Below are 237 nucleotides of genomic sequence, written 5' to 3'. Positions count from 1 at the left end.
TGCTGCATCGTGGACTCCGCGACCCCCCGCCGCCGCGGCCAGCTCCGCGGCCGCGACCGTCTCCACCCACGCGTGCTCCCCCGGATCCCGGCCCGCCGCCGCGGCCCGGTCCCGCTGCGCCTCCCCGATCCGGACCGGACCGGATCCCGCGGCCAGCACCGCGATCCCCTCCCCGCACTCGGCCGCGGCCGCGTCCGCGGCCCAGGCCCGCAACCGGATCTCGTCGGCCTCCAACCA

Annotated in this window: 1 protein-coding gene; it reads right to left on the bottom strand. The window is 80.2% G+C overall.

All coding sequences use genetic code 11. The features are described from left to right. The coding region (locus ACETWP_RS17365; RefSeq protein WP_373973539.1) for a hypothetical protein at nt 1-237 on the bottom strand (237 nt) is incomplete at both ends.

The sequence above is a fragment of the Arthrobacter halodurans genome, from assembly GCF_041877255.1.
GTDB classification, from domain to species: Bacteria; Actinomycetota; Actinomycetes; order Actinomycetales; family Micrococcaceae; genus Arthrobacter_N; species Arthrobacter_N halodurans.
Note: the sequence above shows the minus strand (reverse complement) of the source record. Positions and strands in the feature narration are given on the sequence as shown.